The sequence below is a fragment of the Cobetia sp. QF-1 genome (genome assembly GCF_002213105.1).
GTDB lineage: Bacteria > Pseudomonadota > Gammaproteobacteria > Pseudomonadales > Halomonadaceae > Cobetia > Cobetia crustatorum.
Genome location: NZ_NBVS01000004.1, coordinates 378,767 through 397,222 on the forward strand (window position 1 = coordinate 378,767; position 18,456 = coordinate 397,222).

General features: G+C 57.8%; 16 protein-coding genes. 10 read left to right on the forward strand and 6 right to left on the reverse strand.

Annotation, left to right across the window (positions count from 1 at the left end; all coding sequences use genetic code 11):
• The first annotated feature begins 157 nt into the window (after positions 1–157).
• The 4 genes from CFN46_RS10085 (at position 158) to CFN46_RS10100 (ending at position 5,359) form a co-directional block, all read left to right on the forward strand.
• Complete coding sequence (locus CFN46_RS10085; RefSeq protein WP_088743431.1) at positions 158–898, forward strand: class II aldolase/adducin family protein; 741 nt, start codon at positions 158–160, stop codon at positions 896–898.
• Positions 899–1,201: 303 nt separating this feature from the next.
• Positions 1,202–2,437 (forward strand): YjiH family protein, encoded by a 1,236-nt coding sequence (locus CFN46_RS10090; RefSeq protein WP_217897812.1) that lies wholly within the window; start codon positions 1,202–1,204, stop codon positions 2,435–2,437.
• A 90-nt stretch (positions 2,438–2,527) separates the two neighbouring features.
• On the forward strand, positions 2,528–4,273 hold the full coding sequence (locus CFN46_RS10095) for an amidohydrolase (protein ID WP_176426454.1): 1,746 nt from the start codon (positions 2,528–2,530) through the stop codon (positions 4,271–4,273).
• A gap of 63 nt (positions 4,274–4,336) precedes the next feature.
• A complete protein-coding gene (locus CFN46_RS10100) occupies positions 4,337–5,359 on the forward strand; it encodes a GTP-binding protein (protein ID WP_088743433.1) in 1,023 nt (340 codons plus the stop codon).
• A gap of 91 nt (positions 5,360–5,450) precedes the next feature.
• Here the strand turns inward: CFN46_RS10100 and CFN46_RS10105 are convergent, their stop codons facing one another.
• The 6 genes from CFN46_RS10105 to CFN46_RS10130 all read right to left on the reverse strand — a co-directional run bounded on the left by CFN46_RS10105 (position 5,451) and on the right by CFN46_RS10130 (position 12,705).
• Positions 5,451–5,828 (reverse strand): RidA family protein, encoded by a 378-nt coding sequence (locus CFN46_RS10105; protein WP_088743434.1) that lies wholly within the window; start codon positions 5,826–5,828, stop codon positions 5,451–5,453.
• A gap of 97 nt (positions 5,829–5,925) precedes the next feature.
• Positions 5,926–6,714 (reverse strand): DUF3726 domain-containing protein, encoded by a 789-nt coding sequence (locus CFN46_RS10110; RefSeq protein ID WP_088743435.1) that lies wholly within the window; start codon positions 6,712–6,714, stop codon positions 5,926–5,928.
• Positions 6,711–8,510: a hypothetical protein gene (locus tag CFN46_RS10115; protein ID WP_088743436.1), complete on the reverse strand. Its 1,800-nt coding sequence runs from the start codon at positions 8,508–8,510 to the stop codon at positions 6,711–6,713. The genes CFN46_RS10110 and CFN46_RS10115 overlap by 4 nt, the downstream gene beginning before the upstream one ends.
• 1 nt (position 8,511) lies before the next feature.
• Positions 8,512–10,128: a BCCT family transporter gene (locus CFN46_RS10120; RefSeq protein WP_088743437.1), complete on the reverse strand. Its 1,617-nt coding sequence runs from the start codon at positions 10,126–10,128 to the stop codon at positions 8,512–8,514.
• Between the two features lie 111 nt (positions 10,129–10,239).
• Positions 10,240–11,241 carry a dipeptidase gene (locus CFN46_RS10125; RefSeq protein WP_176426455.1) on the reverse strand — a complete coding sequence of 334 codons (1,002 nt, stop codon included), beginning with the start codon at positions 11,239–11,241 and terminating at the stop codon, positions 10,240–10,242.
• A 9-nt stretch (positions 11,242–11,250) separates the two neighbouring features.
• Positions 11,251–12,705: an aldehyde dehydrogenase family protein gene (locus tag CFN46_RS10130; protein WP_088743438.1), complete on the reverse strand. Its 1,455-nt coding sequence runs from the start codon at positions 12,703–12,705 to the stop codon at positions 11,251–11,253.
• 114 nt (positions 12,706–12,819) lie between these two features.
• Between CFN46_RS10130 and CFN46_RS10135 the strand changes: the two genes are divergently transcribed.
• The 6 genes from CFN46_RS10135 to phnG all read left to right on the forward strand — a co-directional run bounded on the left by CFN46_RS10135 (position 12,820) and on the right by phnG (position 18,455).
• On the forward strand, positions 12,820–13,713 hold the full coding sequence (locus tag CFN46_RS10135; RefSeq protein WP_024950885.1) for a LysR family transcriptional regulator: 894 nt from the start codon (positions 12,820–12,822) through the stop codon (positions 13,711–13,713).
• Between the two features lie 341 nt (positions 13,714–14,054).
• Positions 14,055–14,915: a phosphonate ABC transporter ATP-binding protein gene (gene phnC / locus CFN46_RS10140; RefSeq protein WP_088743439.1), complete on the forward strand. Its 861-nt coding sequence runs from the start codon at positions 14,055–14,057 to the stop codon at positions 14,913–14,915.
• Positions 14,916–15,053: 138 nt separating this feature from the next.
• Positions 15,054–16,109 (forward strand): phosphonate ABC transporter substrate-binding protein, encoded by a 1,056-nt coding sequence (gene phnD, locus CFN46_RS10145; protein ID WP_088743440.1) that lies wholly within the window; start codon positions 15,054–15,056, stop codon positions 16,107–16,109.
• Positions 16,110–16,239: 130 nt separating this feature from the next.
• Complete coding sequence (gene phnE / locus CFN46_RS10150; RefSeq protein WP_088743516.1) at positions 16,240–17,034, forward strand: phosphonate ABC transporter, permease protein PhnE; 795 nt, start codon at positions 16,240–16,242, stop codon at positions 17,032–17,034.
• Between the two features lie 90 nt (positions 17,035–17,124).
• Positions 17,125–17,982: a phosphonate metabolism transcriptional regulator PhnF gene (gene phnF, locus CFN46_RS10155; RefSeq protein WP_088743441.1), complete on the forward strand. Its 858-nt coding sequence runs from the start codon at positions 17,125–17,127 to the stop codon at positions 17,980–17,982.
• A complete protein-coding gene (phnG, locus tag CFN46_RS10160) occupies positions 17,979–18,455 on the forward strand; it encodes a phosphonate C-P lyase system protein PhnG (RefSeq protein ID WP_088743442.1) in 477 nt (158 codons plus the stop codon). The genes phnF and phnG overlap by 4 nt, the downstream gene beginning before the upstream one ends.
• Position 18,456 lies beyond the last annotated feature (1 nt).

Genomic DNA, 18,456 nt, shown 5'->3' on the forward strand with positions numbered 1-18,456 from the left:
TTTTTGGAATGAGCTTCTGAAGAATAAATCGATATTCGCTCTCTCACAAGCAACCTAGGATGCATGCAAGGCCAGCCTGCCACAGGACGAGCACTCCCTTATCCCGTGTCCTGAGCCGCACCGCTGTCTTATGCCTTCCCGTCCGAGAGTGCGCCACATGCCAAAACCCGCGATTGAAGAGACCTTGAGAGCCGATCTGGCCGCCGCCTATCGCCTGCTGGAGCGAAACGGTTGGAGCGATCAAGTTTTCACTCATATCTCCGTACGCCTGCCAGGTGAGACACCGGCTTTCCTGATCAATGCCTATGGCTTGCTGCCAGAAGAGATTACCGCCTCCAATCTGGTCACTATCGGTATTGATGGGCAGAAACTGAATATTGATGATCCTGAGGTAAATCCTGCGGGCTTCACGATTCACAGTGCCATCCACATGCATCGTCATGATGCCGTATGCGTCATGCATACTCATACCTTGGCTGGCATGGCAGTCGCGGCATTGGAAGAGGGTCTTCTTCCTCTGAATCAAACCAACATGGCCTTCTACAATCGCGTGGCCTATTACGACTACGAAGGTATTCCACTCGACCTTGAAGTCCGTAATCGCATCGTGGCAGCACTCGGTAATCGACAATGCGCCATTCTGCGCAATCACGGACTGCTGACCACCGGCCGCAGTGTCGCTGAGGCTTACTTCAACATGTTCTACCTCAACAAGGCCTGCGAGATTCAGCTTGAGGCGATGAAGATGGGTCGCCCTCTCATCATGCCTTCACCACAAGAGTGTGAATTCACTGCTCAGCAGTTCGAGAACCCTCGCTACCACGCAGAAAGCGTGGCATTGACCTGGGCTGCGGAACTACGGCGTCTGGACAGAGAAGCGCCCGACTTCCGTCTCTAGAACGGCACGCCGTTTCTGGATGAGCACGGCAGACATACTCGCGCTGGACACATCCGCCCTGGCACGAGCTGCCTGCACGATGACATCGTAAAAGCACAGATTGATGATTCACGACAACCATCAACTCGTCATTACAACTATAAAAAAGGTACGCGTCCCATGACCGACCGCCCGACTCCCGTCGCCTCAGAAGCCCCTCAATCTCGCTACAGCACGAAACAGCTGCTCAAATGCTTGATCCCCACTCTTCTCGGCGTTTTGCTTTTCTTTACGCCCATCAGTGTTGATGGGCGGACGACAATCATGATCGCGTTCGTCATCGACTACATCAATGATGTACTCAAACCCCTCATGGTGACGGCAACGGCCGCGGTCGCCATCATTCCTAGTCTGATCACTCTGGCCGTCACCTTCAGTCCATTACGCCACCGCAAGGGACGCTTGATCACGCTATTCAATCCCGGCATGGGCTGGACCATCGTACGCGTCATCGGCGCCTTGTTGATGACGATGGTCTATTTCGAGGTAGGGCCTGAGTGGGTATGGAGCCGCAATACCGGCGGCGTGATGCTCTATGATATTGGCCCAGTCGTCCTGGCCATCTACTTCCTGTCAGCACTGCTATTACCTCTGCTGACTGACTACGGACTGATGGAGTTCGCCGGTACCTTGTGCAGCCGCATGTTCGAGCGTCTCTTCGGCCTGCCGGGGAGAGCAGCGGTGGACTGCCTCGCTTCTTGGCTGTCAGCCTCCAGCGTGGGCATCATCCTTACGACTCAGCAGTACCGTCAGGGATTTTACAACAGTCGTGAGGCGTGCACGATCGCGACCAACTTCTCGATCGTTTCGATTGCGTATTCTTACTTGCTGCTCAAGCTGATCGGCCTCGAGGAGATGTTCATTCAATGGTACATCGCCGTTGCCATCACCGGCGTCCTGTGCGCCATCATTGTGCCCAAGCTGCCACCGCTACGTAACAAATTGCCGGTCTACCATCCCGCAGTCGGCAAGCAGCTCAAGACAGACCGTCGTCCTGGAGAAGGTGTACTGGCCCTTGGTCTACGCCGCGCCGTCGAACGTGCCGAGCAAGCCAACTCTCCCACAGAACAGCTCAAGCAAGGGCTTCAGATCAGCGCAGATGTGGCCTTCTCCATCTATCCGGCCATGATGTTGGTGGGATGTGTCGGATTGGCACTGATCGAGTTCACCCAGTTATTCCAGGTGCTATCACTGCCATTGGTGCCCTATCTGGAGTTGTTGCGTCTTCCTGAGGCTGCTCAGGCAGCGCCCGCGCTACTCGCCGGCATCGTCGACAGCATCATGCCTTCCATTCTGGGGGCTGGAATCGAAAGCGAAGTGACACGCTTCGTGATGGCGGGTGTCGCCGTCACTCAAATCATCTTCTTTACCGAAGCTGCCATCATCCTGGTCAGAGCTGACATTGGGCTCACATTACGTGACCTGGTCATGATCTATGCCCTGCGAGTGCTGATCTCGCTGCCTATCCTCGCCCTGCTGGGACATTGGATGATCGGCTGATGAACGGGCGTGCATCCCATCGTGATGCACGCCCGTGCCTCGCTCTTCTCTCGTGCTGTGCCTTCTCCTTTAGATTATGAGTTCATGATAATGATTACCTCCAGCACCCTGTCGACACCTTCTTTTATAGCGGCCTCCTCACCGACAGAGACCGCCGATATCGTATTGATCAATGCCAACATCCATACCGTGGACGACAATACTCCCTGGGCGAAAGCCGTCGCGATTCGCAGTGGTCGCTTCATGGCCGTCGGTAATGAAGATGATGTGACACCATTCATTGGAGACCACACCAAGGTCATCGACCTTGAAGGTCGTTTCGTGATGCCAGGGCTTTATGACATGCATACTCACCCCGACCTGGCGCTGGCACCCGGCTATGCCGACTATCTGAATATCGGCCTTGAGGATCCCACCCCGGAGGAGGTCAAGCAGGCAATACTCGACTACGCCGACAGTCATCCGGGCGATGGCTGGATCTACGGCCAATATTTCGTGCGCTATACCTTCAAGCAGGCTGGGTTGGTCGCTGATCGTGACTGGCTGGACAGCTTCATGCCTGATCGCCCCGTGGCCATTCTTGATCGCTCATGGGGCTGCATGATGGTCAACTCGCGCGCGCTGGCGCTGGCAAACATTACCGCTGAGACTCAGGACCCACGTCATGGCTATATCGAGCGAGACTCCATTACCCATGAACCTTCCGGCATTCTAGTCGATGGTGCCTACGCCATCATCCACGCCACCATGCCACCAACACCGCAGCATGCGCTGACACGTGCCTATCGAGAGGGGCTGCATTTCCAGAGTGGACATGGCGTGGTGGGCACCAAGTACGTGCACGTCTGCGAACACCGCCTGAATGCACTTCGCAGTCTCGATCAAGATGGCAAGCTATCCGTCCGAGTAGAAGCAGCCATCAGCTGGCAGGATGATATCTTCCCGGTCAAACGGCGCTGGGAGCTACTGGCAGGAGAGCGTCATTACTATCGGAGCAATCGCCTGAATGCCAATGCGGTGAAGTTTCACTTCGATGGCACTCACGAATCACGTTCGTCCTATCTATCAACTCCCTGGCCAGGCGAGAAGAACTGGAGAGGACACCTGAATCTCACGCCAGAGCATATCGTCGACATGGTGGTCGACATGGATCGCAAAGGGATTCGTGTCATCGCGCACTGCACCGGTGATGGAGCTTCCGATATCTTCCTGGATGCCGTCGCTCAGGCAAGAGCACGTAATGGCAATAGTGGCGTGCGTCATCAATGCGCCCATAGCACAACGCTACTGGACACCAACCTTGCACGCTTCAAGGCACTGGATGTCACTGCCGAATTCTCGCCCGTCGGATGGTTCCCCTCCTCCTTCGCGAATGCTCGCGCTGTCTTCGGCGAAGAACGCATGCAGCGTGCCTACAACTTTAAGGGGGTCCTGGAGGCCGGCGGCAATGCCGTGATGGGGACAGATTGGCCGGTCTCCAGCCTGAATCCGTGGATCGGGTTCGAGGCCATGATTACCCGTCAAAATCCCTTCGGTGAAGAAGAGGGTCAATTCTTTGGCCAGCCCATCTCACTCGAGCAAGCCATTCGTGTCATGACGATCAACGGCGCATGGTGCATGGGTATCGAGCAACATGCCGGTTCAATTTCCATCGGCAAGTCTGCCGATCTCATCGTGCTGGACCGTGACCTCTTCGATATCGCCATCAAGGGAAATCTGCATGCCACACAAGTGGAGCTGACTCTGCTGGAAGGAGAAGTGACCTGGGATCGTCTGGGAGCCTTCACGGATACCGATATGGCTGCTACCTGGCAGGAACCACTGCCCGCCTTCTGACACCCGACTTCCTGACCGCGAGCCAAGCGAAGCCGCTTGGCTCAATAATGAGAGGAAACTTCCATGTCACAACAGCACAGCATTCCCGTCACGCTGGTTGCAGGATTTCTCGGTGCGGGCAAGACGACGCTGCTCAATCATCTGCTCAACAGTGATCATGGTCGCCGCATGGCCGTGATGGTGAATGACTTCGGGGCTATCAACATTGATTCGCAGTTGATCGTCAGCCAGACCCAGACCACCGTCAGTCTGGCGAATGGATGTATCTGCTGCACGGTGGAGGGCGACCTGATCGCGCAACTTTCCACGCTGTTGGCAGACCCACAGACACGTCCCGAGCATCTGGTCATCGAAGCCAGCGGTGTCTCGAATCCGGTCAAGATCGCCAACACCTTGCGCTATCCTCAGTTTCGTCAGTCACTCCATATCGATGGCATTCTGACGGTAGTCGATGCTGCTCAATTTGATGATCTGGATAGTGATATGACACGGCTGGCCACCGAGCAGCTCGATGCCGCCGATATCATCATACTCAACAAAACCGACCTGCTCACACCGGATCAACGCACTGCACTCAAGTCACGCTGGCTATATCCAAACGCACGCGTGATAGAAAGTGAACATGGGGTGGTTCCGCTGGCGTTATTGCTCGGCGTGGAAAGAAAGACCACTGCTGAACCTGTCAGTCCTGATGGCCGTCACGCCCCGGCATCGACGCCATCCACGACGACATTCGAGACGTTCAAGACAGTACCTCACCAACACGACAGCCTGTTCGACACATGGAGCTGGCAAAGCGACATCCCGCTCAACCTGAAGGCTCTCCGCAACGTGATGGCTAGCCTCCCTGCCGCCATCTATCGTGCCAAGGGAATTTGTCATGTCGCGGAAGCTCGCGACCAGAGGTGCATTCTTCATCTTGTAGGAACGCGTTGCGAGATCACGCCTGCGGGGCCATGGAAGGGAGCAACGCCAAGCACTCAATTGATCATGATTGGGAAGCGCGGCGCTATCGACGCAAATACCTTGAGGACGCTCCTTGAGGCATGTCATGACGAGGTAGAGCCTACAGCCGTCATCAATTGATGCGTTCAACAAGAACTAAAACCAGAGACTCCTCGACGCCACAGGAGTCTCTGGTGGAGAGTCACTAGACATTCAAAAACTCAATATCCTCTCATTCACTTATTGCAGCATACGCCACCATCTCGACCAACATCTCTTCGCGCGCAAATCCAGACACGATGATGGCGGCACGATTGGGGTAGGGTTCACGAACGTATTCGGCATAGATGCTGTTGACCGTCGCCAGGTGTTCACGCTCAGTCACATAGATCAGCACCTGCGTCAGGGATGACGCATTCCCTCCTGCGCATTCCAGCGTATGCATCAAATTATCCAATGTCTGACGTGTCTGGGCAGCGATCCCTCCTGTTACGACATTGCCACCAGCATCAATGGGAATCTGTGCGGTGAAGAGAATGCCATTGCCGACACTCGCCCAGGACAAGGGTGCACGAGAGGCGAATAGATCAGTTGCGACAGGATGAACCATGGTGAACCCTCGAGAATTTTTCAATTGACGCGCAGCCCCTCGCCAATCCGAGACCGACAAGCACTGCACGATGTATCGTCTATCAGGAGACTGATGATCAGTCGTTGTCAGTCGTGCCAGCACCGGCACCACTACGGGAATCTTCCGTGGCCTCGACCAGCAGACGCGTGGACAGTGCTTTCAGTCTCAGCCACAGCTCGTCGTCGACGTCGATGCCTTCCTGCATGGCACGCTGACGGCAGGCAAGCAGTTGGGATTCTTCATGACAGGCCAGAAGATCAACGTCGTACTCAGAACGGAGCGACGGCAAGAGATCCACGTGGTTGGCCATCACCAGAGTGATGCCATCATTGGGCTCATTCTCCTCCGGCACTTCACGCACGGCATATACCCGTATCTCGGGCACCGGGCTGTTGGCCCTGAAGCCCACTACCTGTTCGATCATGGGACTTCCAACCGCCTCGTTCACATCCTGGGCATTGCGCCAGAACGCGGTCACGTTCATGCCCCGCCCCGCCAGACGAGCCAGATACCCCATGATCAACTGGCGGTTATGACAATGCTGAATCTTGATGACGGCAAGACCACGCGCCCGCGCCTTGGCAAAGCCGAGTTCCAGTGCCAGCGATGAGCTTTTCAATACGCTATGCCCATGACTGTCGAGCACCGCGAGATCTCCATCGGCATAGATGATTTCCGGCGGTCGCTCTTCCGAGTCTTCCAGCAGATAGCGCAGTCCACGATTGAGCGCAGCAAGGCCTTGCAGCTCATACAACTGCATCCAGGCGACCATATCCGCGGCATCTCCCGCGTCACCATCCTCGAAGCCCATCGCCTGAAATGCCTTGCGGCAAAGACCATGAAGTTCGTTGTAGGAGACCTTCATGACATCCCTCCCATTGCTTGAGGTGATTCTTGTTGTGATGTCTCAGTGATACCCATTACGGGTTCGCGGTTGATCTGCGGCTCCAGCGGAAAGCTCCAGTCATCAAAGGCAAGCAGGTCATCGGGCTCGGCGTTGAGCTCCTCCACCAGCGGTGCTCCCTGGAACAGGGTGATCCGCACCCAGCGATCGGACTTCGGGTCGAAACGACTGGCACCGAAGAAAGACAGCTTGGTGCGCAATAGATGCATGGGCTTCATGTCACGTGCCCAGAGATTGGCGCGTATTTCACCAAAGCTCGTGCTGGACATGGTCTGGATACGCCGCACGATATCCTTGTGGCGTGGGCAATGAATCAGGAACTCCACCACGAGCGCCCGCGGGTTCTCTTCCAGATACTGGCTGATCGCGGCATGGGTATCCGCGACCCGCGGGGCAATCGCCAGTTTCATTTCCTTGTCGGCTCCCGCTTCCTTGTCTCGCTCGCCTAGACGAGGCTCTTCCTTCTCTACCGAGCGATACCAGAACCAGTGACGATTCTCGCCTTGGGTGAAATCAAAACGTAGCGCCCAGTCATAATGCGTTTCGATCACTTGCTTGAGATGAACCAGCGGCATGTCTGGCGTCAATTCCAGGCCTTCCGTCACCGCCATGGAATCCTCGTAGCGATCAACGATGTCCGGATACAGCTCCAGTAACAGGGTGTTCACCAACTCCTGTGCCTCCAACCCATGCTGCTGGCGACTCCAATCGATGAGCTCCTGCCACAACTCAGGCCCCAATGGCACGACCTCAAGCCAGACTCTCAACTCCGGGAGCGAGGCAACCGTCTCCTGATTGCGCAGGGCCTGCTCATGATCATCGGTGATCGTCTGCCGTAGATGGATTTCGGCACGCTGCAGCAGTGCCAGCAGTTGCGCACGCTCCTGCTCTCTCGGCACTTGGGCTGTCACTTCTGCAAGAGCTAGCTCACGACTCTCCATCCAGCGCTGTACCAGCTGCGGATGATTGATCAGGAAGGGCGCCATCCCCAAGCCGGTCGAATTGCCAATGCCGAGATAGCGTCTCAGTGACGTTGCCAACGGGACAGCGGTTTCTGGCGCGCGGGCAGATGCCATATGTTCGATCTGCTGGATCGAGAAATGGCGCAGCAGGTACACCGCCAGCATCTGGGCTGAGAATGGGCGATGGAAATCGGCGTTGTCCTTGAGGCGGTCATAATCCGCGATACCAAACTTGCCGTTGCCGTAAACCGCCGTGGTCCGGTAGAGATAGCCCACGTTCGTCAACCACTCAGGCTGTGGTTGATGCCCTGCGCTGAGGGCATCCAGGAAGCTTGAGAAATTACGCAGACTGCGATTGGCTCGCGATAGCACCAGAATTCTTGGATGCTGACGCCCTGCTTCCTGCAGCGGCACATTGGCGGCCATCTGCTCCAGCAGAGCATCGTCCACGTCACCTTCCACCACGCCGAACGTGACATCCCAGGCTTCTGCGATCACGCGATCAGAACGCGCCGCATCCTCCAGTGCCTGGGAGAAGATGACGCCGTGATAACGCTTGTTCGGCGTCTGCAAGCAATAAATCGCCACGCCATGCCCGTGGGCATCCAGCTCGAAACGTGTCGTAGTGATCCGCCAGCGCTGACGAGCCATCTGACGCATCAGACTTCTCACGAAACTCAGGCGGCTGGCATGCAGGCTGCCCAGACGCTCAAGCTGCATCACATCATCCGGCGCCCGCAGCCGCAGACGTTGCTCTGTTGATGAGAGGCGCACGCCATACTCCTTGCGAGACATATCAACGCTCCCCTGCTTCATCAGCGGGCAGTATCGCAGGACGCTGGCTAGTGATGCCCTGGGCACGCGCCATTGCAAATGCGGCTTGTGGCCCGGTCCACAGTGACGGCAAGAGTACGAGTGACACGGGAATGGCCGTGATGACGATGAACTGCTGCAACGCGCTGATCTGGCCGGCCCCCATGTACAACAGGATCGCCGCCATCAACGCCATGCTGATCCCCCAGAAGGCGCGTACCAGTGGACTGGGGTCATCATGTCCCGCGCTGACGACGGCAATGGCGTAACTCATCGAGTCACCCGTGGTGGCCACGAAGATAGTCGTCAACGTCAGGATGGCGACTGCCATGGCCGTGCCACCGGGCAGCGCCTGAGCGACGGTCAGTGTGGCAACATCGAACTGGAAGTTGTTCAAGGCATCAGTGAGGTCAATCACGCCAGTGAACTGATAGAAGATACCGGCGCCCCCCAGCAACGTGAACCAGATCGCTGTCGCCACTGGCGCAAGGACGGCCACAGTCAGAATCATCTGGCGAATGGTTCTGCCCTTGGAAATACGTGCGACGAAGATGGCCATCAGAGGCCCGTAACCCAGAAACCAGGCAAAGAAGAACACCGTCCACCACTGCATCCACCAATCAGGTGCGCTCTGGGCCGTCATGGTCGACATGGCAAAGAACGAGGTCAGATACTGACCGAAGCCCTGAGTGAAGGCATTGACCATGAACAAGGTCGGGCCAAAGATGAAGATCACGGCAGCCACGGCCAAGGCCAGGAAGACATTGAAGCGGGACATGATCTGAATGCCCTTGTCGATGCCGGTCACCGCCGAGGTGACATAAACGATGCCGAGCACCACCAACACACTCAACTGTGTCGTATAGTCATTGGTCACCCCGAAAAGCTCATGCAGTCCAAAGCTGACCTGGGTCGCCAGAAAGCCAATGGGGCCAACCGTACCCGCTACGACAGCGATGACACACAAGGCATCCACCACTCCGCCCAGTTTGCCCTTCATGACCTTCTCGCCGAAGACCGGGTAAAGCAGCGTTCTGGGCTGCAATGGCTGCCCTTTATCGTAATGGGCATGCGCCAGCACGATGGCGGTCAAACTGCCCAGTATCGCCCAGGCAAGAAAGCCCCAGTGCATGAAGGATTGGGCCAGTGCAGGAGCGATGGCTTGCGCGGTACCCGGCTCGGTATCAAAAGCCGGCGGTGTCACCAGGAAGTGATAGACCGGCTCGCCGGCAGCGAAGAAGACCCCCCCTCCGGCCAGCAGCGTACACATGATGATCGATACCCACTTGAAGGTGGATAGCTCCGGAGTACGCGTACCGCCGATCCGGGCGCTGGCCGCAGGCGTGGCGGTAAGCCCCAGTGCAATGAAGAAGGTCAGCAGCAGCAGAATCTGGAAGTAGCTTCCCAATGTCCTGGCGGTCCAGGCAAAGCCGGCACTGATGGCTTCCGCCACCCCCTCAAGATCAAACAGGGACAGACCGATGAACAGCAGGATAAAACCGATGCTGCAGATCAGGACGACAGGGTCCCCGAAGCGATACTGACCTTCGGGCAGCGCCTCGTGCTTCTCACGCGCAGCAATCTTTTGTGATGATTTCATGTGGCGTTCCTCTGACGAACTCTCGTCATTGGCAGGCGTTTATTATGGTTGTTGGTGGCCGAGCGATATCCCGGGGATTCCTGGCTCGGCACAGGTGCCATGCATCTCCTCTCAGTAGAGGACTGCCTCTCTTTTCGTGGCGGTACGTTCAAGTAGCGCGACCCAATTCTTGCCCATGATGCCCGCCACTTCCTCTTCGGACATGCCGACCGCTCTCAGACCAGCAATGAGATTGGGGAAATCACGACTATCCCGCAGCCAGGGCAGCGGACGAGGCCAGTCGGCATTGCTTGCACTGCCCTCGCCATAATCCATGTCCTTCGACCAGCGGCCATTGCGCATCCACTCCAGAATGGAGACGGGTTGGTTCTGGCAGAGATCGGTGCCGATACCCAGGTGCTCGATGCCCATGAGGTCGGCGGTTCTCGCGATCATTTCGCAGTACTCGGTCAGCGTGCAGTCCGAGCCATTCTTCAAATGGAAGGGATAGGCCGAGAACCCCAACAAGCCATCGCTTTCTGCGATTGCCTTGAGCACCTTGTCTGACTTGTTGCGCTTGGCCGGATGGAAGCTTTCCGGATTGGCATGCGAAATGATGACCGGCCGCTCCGATATCTCGATCGCTTCGAGCGTGGAACGTTCGGCGCTGTGCGACATGTCGATGACCATGCCGACGCGGTTCATCTCGCGAATCACCTGGCGCCCGAAACGGGTGATCCCACTGTCTTCTGCTTCGTAACACCCACACGCCAGCAGGCTCTGATTGTTATAGGTCAGCTGCATGATCATCAGACCGAGATCACGCATCACTTCCACCATGTCGATGTCATCTTCGATGGGTGAGCAGTTCTGCGCCCCGAGGATGATACCGATGCGGCCACTGGCTTGAGCGATAGCGATATCCTGTGGCACATGTACGGGCATGATCAGGTCGGGATAGGCTTCAAAACGTCGATTCCACTCGCCAAGACGTGTCAGCGTTTCCCGGGTCGTCTCGTGATACACAAGGGTGGCATGCACGGCATCCAGCCCCCCTTCACGCATCTGCTCGAAGATCTCGCGAGACCAGTTGGAGTACTGCAGGCCATCGATCGTCAGCATTGTCTTTGACATGGAGCCTCCTCACGCCTTGATGTAGCAGGTCTTCACGACCGTGTAGAACTCACGCGCATAGCGACCTTGCTCACGCGGGCCGAAGCTCGATGACTTACGTCCACCGAACGGGACGTGGTAATCCGTGCCCGCGGTCGGCAGATTGACCATCACGCAGCCCGTTTCCGCTCGCGCCTTGAAGCTGCTGGCCAGTTTCAGCGAGTTGGTAATGATGCCGGCAGTCAGGCCGAAGTGCGTGTCGTTGAGCACATCGATGGCGTCTTCTGCATCGCGCACCTTGATGACACACGCTATCGGACCAAAGATTTCCTCACGGTTGATCGCCATGTCATTGGTGGTATCCACCAGCAGTGCCGGGCTCATGAAGTAGCCATCAGTCGCACCTTCCAGGCGCTCTCCCCCAAAGACCAGCCGCGCGCCCTCTTCCTGTGCACGCTGAACCCAGCCGAGATTGGATTCCAGCTGCTTGGCATCGACGGCCGGCCCCATGTGAACGCCGTCCTCCAGTGCATGCCCAACGCGCACCTCAGCCAGTCGCTGCGTCAGCTTTTCCACGAATTCGTCGTGCACTGCTTCCGTAACGATCAAACGAGATGACGCCGTGCACTTCTGCCCAGTGCCCGAGTAAGCGCCATTGAAGGCGGCTTCAACCGCCAGCTCCATGTCAGCATCGTCTGCGATGATCAGCGCATTCTTGGAGCCCATCTCCAGCTGGCACTTGACCAGATTGGCGGCCGTCGCCGCGGCAACACGCCGCCCGACTTCCAGAGAGCCGGTGAAGGACAATGCGTGAATATCAGGGCTGGAAATTAGCGCATCACCTACGCTACTGCCCGGGCCCATCAACAGGTTGAACGTCCCGTTCGGAAGCGATTGACGATGGATGATCTCGGCGAGTGCCCAGGCACTGCCGGGGACCAGGTTGGCCGGCTTGAAGACAACCGAGTTGCCGAAGGCCAATGCGGGCGCAATCTTCCACACCGCCGTCGCCAGCGGGAAATTCCAGGGACTGATCACACCCACGACACCAACAGGCTCACGGCGAATCTCAATCTCGACGCCAGGGCGTACCGAGTCAGCACGCTCATCAATCTGACGCAGAACTTCAGCACCGTAGTAATGGAAGAACTGGCCAGAGCGATGAACTTCACCGATGCCCTCTGCCAATGTCTTGCCTTCTTCGCGTGCCAATAGCTTGCCTAGCTCCGTCTTGCGCGCGATAAGCTCGTCACCAATGGTCATCAATACCGAATAGCGTTGCTCAAGCCCGGAAGTCGCCCACTGGATCTGACCGCGCTTGGCGGCGGCAATCGCCAGAGCCACTTGATCGACACTGGCCTGCGCATAATGGCCGATGACATCGCGGGTATCAGACGGATTGATGTTAGCGACATTGCCCTGTCCCGAGACCCATTGGCCATCGATATAGAGAGAGTAAGCGGTGGTAGTAGACTGCTGAGACATGTGAACCTCCTTAGACGCGGTGACATCAGCCTAAGAGGGTTCATGGGATAAAGATAATCAATAATAAATCACTTATGATAAGTTTTTCTTACCATCAAACTAAGGTCTATTTCAATGATCGCAGAGCTCAAGATAACGCCATTGCGCTATGTTCTGGCGGTCGTGGACCACGGCGGTTTCCATGCCGCCTCTCGCTATCTGCACCGCACACAACCCGCCCTGTCGATGGCCATACGAGAGTTGGAGGGACGCCTGGGCGAGGCATTGTTTGAAAAGGGAACCAAGGCGACCCTGACACCCTACGGCAGCTACTGTTTGCCGCGCTTCAGAGAGCTGATCAATCAACATGATCGCCTGAGTCGTGAGCTGCAGGCACGCGCGGCCAGGGAGGCCGGCCAGCTGGACATGGCAGTGGTGCCCTCGGTGGCCAGTCGTTTGATGCCGAAATTGCTCTCGGAATTTGTCAGTCGCTATCCAGGCATCAAGGTGGGATTGCACGATGGAAATGCCGACTTCGTACGGGAACAGGTGATCAGCGGACAAGTCGATATCGGTCTATCGAGCCTATGGGGAAGTGATGAAGAGCTGCAGTTCCAGCCGCTGTTTCATGATGAAGTGGGAGTCGTCTGCCGAGACGACCATCCACTGGCAGGACGCACATCACTGATGTGGCAGGAGCTTCAAGGTGAATCCCTGATAGGAAATGGCACCTCGCGCTTGCTGCAAGGGACCGCTGCTGAATCACTACTGGAGATGCATGACCTCTATATCTCCAACATGATCTCGCTCACCGCCACCCTGGTCGCCGGCATGGGGGTAACGACGCTTCCTCGCCTGGCATTTCCGCAGGAATACGAACGCCTTCGCTTCATTGAGCTGGCCGACCCCAGTGTCAGTCGTGAGGTCGGACTGATCCGCCGAAAAGGCTACAGCCTCTCACCTGCAGCACAAGCCATGACGGACTTCATCATTGAAAGTCTGGGAGCATCTGGTATCCCCCTGCAGTGATATGGGCCAATCTCTTATCTCGACGAGGAACGCAGTGCTCGGCATCAAGACCAGTGTCATCACGCACAACATTGATGCTAGCCATCACCATTCCCACTCTCGGCTTCTTGCCGACTCCAGTCTCTTTCATACTTCACCAGCCAAGATGGCATTTCGATGGCAATAACATGTCATCAGGATGTCACTCACCGTCAAGTCATTGATTTATGGTTCATTGATCAGTGGCCCCTCCACTTGGCGGCAAGATGATGAACCACGATCATCATCAAACTGACATTGTCTAGACAACTGCCATTCATCTTCTCCCGTCACACTGATGCCATCCCCAGAGGAGAGGCGTCATGAGCATTCCCACGATTACTGTCGAGAGCCTGAACAAGTCTTTCGGACACCGCCAGGTGCTCGACGACGTGAGCTTTCGTGTCATTCCCGGCGAGATGGTGGCCCTCATCGGCCCTTCGGGGTCTGGCAAGTCCACGCTGCTGCGCCACCTGGTCGGCTTGACCTGCGCCAATCGTCACAGCGGTGGGCGCATCACGCTGATGGCACGTGAAGTCCAGCATGCCGGACGGCTGCGTCGTGCCCGCCGGAGTGAGCGTTGCCGCACGGGTTACATCTTCCAGCAATTCAACCTGGTCGGCCGCTTGAGCGTCTTGACCAACGTGCTGATCGGCACGCTGGGCAGCATGCCGCGTCTGCGCTCGCTACTGGGCCGCTTCACCAATGAGGAGCGCCAACGCGCCCTCGCCTGCCTGGCACGCGTCGGGCTGGAAGAAATGGTCCATCAGCGGGCCAATACCCTGTCAGGCGGCCAGATGCAGCGTGTCGCCATCGCGCGGGTATTGATGCAGGACGCCGAGGTAATCCTGGCCGATGAGCCCATCGCCTCGCTTGATCCGCGCAGCGCCCGCGAGGTGATGGAGATTCTGAGTCGTATCCATGCCGAGGATGGTCGTACCGTCGTCATCACACTGCATCAAGTCGATGTCGCCCGCCGCTACTGTCATCGCGCCATTGCACTGAAAGATGGCCGTCTCTACTTCGACGGCGCCATTGGCGAGCTGACGGACGAGCGTCTGCAGGCGCTTTATGAAAATGCCGGGCTCGATGAACTCCGCGCGGGTGAGCCTTCGGCAACAACGCCTGCCCTCAGCGCAGTCAAGAACACGGCGCCCCGAAAAGTCGCACCGGCCATGGTGTGAACCAGCACTTCCATGACCAGCACTACTTGTTGACCAGCACTACTTGTTGATCAGCACTTTTATGGACCAGTCCATCTCAAGACCAGCGCTTCATTCCCCCATTGCTTGATCCACTGCTTGCCTCTTGGAGACTCCCCCATGGCTTCCGCTTCCTTTCGTCGTCTGACCCTTCCGCTGATCGTAGGTCTAGGTCTGGCCGCTGGTGCCCAGTTGGCCGCTGCCGCCGAGACGCTCAAGTTCGGCATCATTTCCACTGAATCGAGCCAGAACCAGCAGCCGCTGTGGAAGCCCTTCCTGGCTGACATGTCAAAGTCCCTCGGCATGAAGGTCGAGCCATTCTTCGCCACGGATTACGCCGCGGTGATTCAAGCCATGCGCTTCAATCAGATCGACATCGCCTGGTACGGCAACAAGTCCGCCATGGAAGCCGTGGATCGTGCCGGTGGTGAAATCTTTGCCCAGACCGTGGCAGAAGGCGGCAAGCAGGGATATTGGAGCCTGATGATCGTCAATCGTGACAGTGATCTACACGACATCGATGACGTATTGAAAAATGCGCCTGACCTGATCTTTGGCAACGGCGATCCGAATTCCACCTCCGGCTATCTGGTCCCGGGCTATTACGTGTTTGCCAAGAACGGAATCGATGCGTCCACCGCTTTCAAACGCACCCTGAATTCCAGCCACGAGACCAACGCGCTGTCAGTCGCCAACAAGCAGGTGGATGTTGCCACCTTCAACAGCGAAGGCATGGAGCGCCTGGAGATCACGGCACCCGAGAAGGCCGCGCAGCTTCGTGTCGTCTGGAAGTCCCCGCTGATCCCCTCTGACCCACTGGTATGGCGCACCAATCTGGCGGAAGACACCAAGACTCACCTGCGTGATTTCTTCCTCAACTATGGCGATAGCCCGGAAGAACAGGCCGTGCTCACGCCGCTGCAGTGGGCCGGATTCGTCAAGTCTGACAACGACCAGCTGCTGCCGATTCGCCAGCTGGCCTTCTTCAAGCAGCGCGCCGAAATCGCCAAGGACGAGGGTTTGTCAGACGACGACCGCAAGGAAAAGCTGGCCGCGCTGGACACACAGCTTGAAGCACTCGACATGCGCATGAAGGAAATCAAGGCGGCTGATACCCAAGCGTCTGACAACAAGACGGCTGATGCCAAGGCTGAGCAAGCAGCCGTCGCGGGCTGAGCATTGCATCCCTGTCAGGCGGGGCGACCCATGAGCGACCCACGAGCAAGAGATGCTCGCTCCGCCTGATCATCACGATGACGACAGCGACTGCCGACACCCGCGGGTGAACGCCTCTGAGAGAGACACGATGAGTACTCCGATCACACATCCTTCCTTGTCCCTGCCGGCACCGCGCCGCTGGACCACCCTGCTGGGTTGGTTCGTGGTCATCAGTGTCCTGAGTTGGGCCTGGCAAGGCGCCGAGATGCGCCCGGGGCTGCTGATCGAGAATGCCGACAACATGGCCATTCTCGCCGGCGATTTCTTTCCGCCCACCTGGGGCAATCTCAGCCACTACATCGAGCTGATGCTGATCACGATCCAGATCGCCATCTGGGGCACATTGCTGGCCATCATCGTCGCGGTGCCCTGCAGCCTTTTGTGCTCCGAAAACCTGGTGCCGTGGTGGGTCTATCAACCCATGCGCCGCCTGATGGATGCCTGTCGCGCCATCAATGAGCTGGTCTTTGCCATGTTGTTCGTGGTTGCCGTGGGCCTGGGGCCCTTCGCTGGCACCTTGGCGCTGTTCATCCATACCACGGGCGTACTGGCCAAGCTGTATTCAGAGGCGGTCGAGGCCAGCGATGCCGGCCCCCGAGAAGGTATCCGCGTGACGGGGGCCGGGCGCATCGAGGAAATCATCTTCGGACTGATTCCTCAGGTCCTGCCGCTGTGGATCTCGGTCAGCCTGTATCGATTTGAATCGAACATCCGCTCCGCCACGGTGCTGGGCATGGTCGGGGGCGGAGGTATCGGAGTGGCGCTGTGGGAAACCATGCGTGGCTTTCAGTACGCCGAAACCGCCGCCGTCATGCTGGTCATCATCGTCGCCGTGACCGGACTGGACATGGCCTCACAACGTCTGCGCAAACGCTTCATCTAGCGACTGCAGGGAATGATCATCAGATCGCGCCCATTGATCAACAAGGATGAGAAGAGGCCCTGATGCAGGGGTCTTTCTCCAGGAGCTCACATGTCTAGACAAGTCGCCGCTCCCGAGCGTCAGCAACACAATCGTCAGACTGATCGTCAACAACAGCTGCGCCAGCAAGCGCGTCAACAGCCCCAAAGCGAGCCGCGCTATCGCCAGCTCGCCAATGAATTGGCGCATGAGATTCGTCGCCAGCATAGCGCGGGGGACCAGTTGCCCAGCGAGGCCGCTCTGGCCAAGCGCTTCGGCGTCAATCGCCATACCGTGCGCCACGCGCTCGATGAGCTGGTGGCGGCGGGCATGGTGACGCGCCATCAAGGCTGGGGCACTCAGGTGGTCGATCGCCGCCTGGACTACAGGGTCAATGCCGGCAGCAAGGTGACGCACAACCTGGCGGAGCTGGGATTCAACACCGACACCTGTTGCCTGGACCAGGGCTTGCTACGCCCTCCCGCCGGCATCGCCGCGCGTTTCGGGCTGGATGACGATGCATCGTTGCTGTGCGTGGACACTCTGCGCAGCGTCGATGGCGCGCCCTTGCTGCGCCTGCGCCACTGGTTTGATCCCGCGCGCGTGCCGGACTGGTGCGAGCGCTATCGCGGGGGGTCGACACGGGCACTACTCGACCAGCATTACCACCTGCGGTTGTCCCGCGCTCAGGTACGACTGGAAGCCAGCCAGGCCGATCGCGATGACAGCCGTCTGCTGCAGTGCCCGCACCTGTCGCCCTTGATGGTGCTGACCAGTGACAACGTCGATGAGCAACGGCGCCTGGTCGAAGTCTCGGTCAGTCGAGCCCGTGCTGACCGCGTCGCCTATCACTTTGATTTCCCTCATGACTCGAGTCCACGACACGACTCTGGTCTTCATCAGGCTGACCACGACGAAGGCGCATCATGACTCCTGACTCCTCTCCCTCAGAGCTCGTCACCCCGGCACAACGTCACCGCGTGCTCGCACTGACACCTCTTGCGCACCTGCGCGAGTGCTGGGCGCGGCTCGACATCACCGTCTCGCATCGCTGTGTGCGTGGACCCGACATCGGCATGGCCATGGTCCGGGGCCGCATGGGCGGTTCGGGCAATGCCTTCAATCTCGGTGAGATGACCCTCACCCGCGTCAGTGTCGCGCTCGACGACGGCACGTCCAGCGGCGGCACCCTGGGCCACGGCTGGATAGCCGGGCGAGATCGCGAACATGCCGAACTCATCGCGGTGATTGATGCGTGTGCCCGAGAAGCGCGCTGGTCACGCCAGATAGATGAAGCCCTGATTGCCCCGCTGACACAGCGCCTCGCGGCCGAGCATGACGCACAGTCTCAACAAGCCGCAGCGACCCGCGTCGACTTCTTCACTCTGGTTCGAGGGGAATGAA